Source organism: Oleiphilus sp. HI0067, assembly GCF_001635735.1.
On record NZ_LWFI01000680.1, the window covers coordinates 1 to 557 of the forward strand.

The 557-nt window shown below is 46.3% G+C and carries 1 pseudogene; it reads left to right on the forward strand.

Annotated features, from left to right (window positions below):
* A pseudogene (locus A3739_RS07755) lies at nt 1-333 on the forward strand (malate synthase G); the annotation flags it as partial.
* Nucleotides 334-557: the final 224 nt, after the last annotated feature.

Here is a 557-nt window from a genome sequence, read left to right on the forward strand (position 1 = left end):
CAAGGTGTTGGTTGTTCTAAAGTTCCAGATATCAACAACGTTGGTTTGATGGAAGACCGTGCAACATTGCGTATTTCTGCGCAGCACGTTGCGAACTGGTTAGAGCACGGCGTATGTTCAAAAGAGCAAGTTGAAGAAAGCTTGAAGCGCATGGCTGCAACCGTTGATGAGCAAAACGCAGGCGATGCCGCTTACATCAACATGGCACCAAGCTTCGATACGATTGCTTTCCAAGCAGCATCTGATTTGATCTTCAAAGGTAAAGAGCAACCAAGTGGTTACACAGAGCCACTTCTTCACGCTTACCGCTTGAAGTTTAAAGCTGCTAACTAATCTATTTGTGTCATGCCGGACTTGATCCGGTAATCACATCGTAGATGAGTTTCGAAAATCGCATTAGGTGAACGCTTAATGCGGTTTTTTTGCGTTTGAGCTATAGCAGGAAGCATAGGTGTGGAGTCACTCTAAGTGACTACATGTCGTCATTCACGTGTAGGCGGTACAAAAGCGCTTTAGCTCGTTAAACGACCAACGGTCGGCTCGAAGGGTAAGCGAGC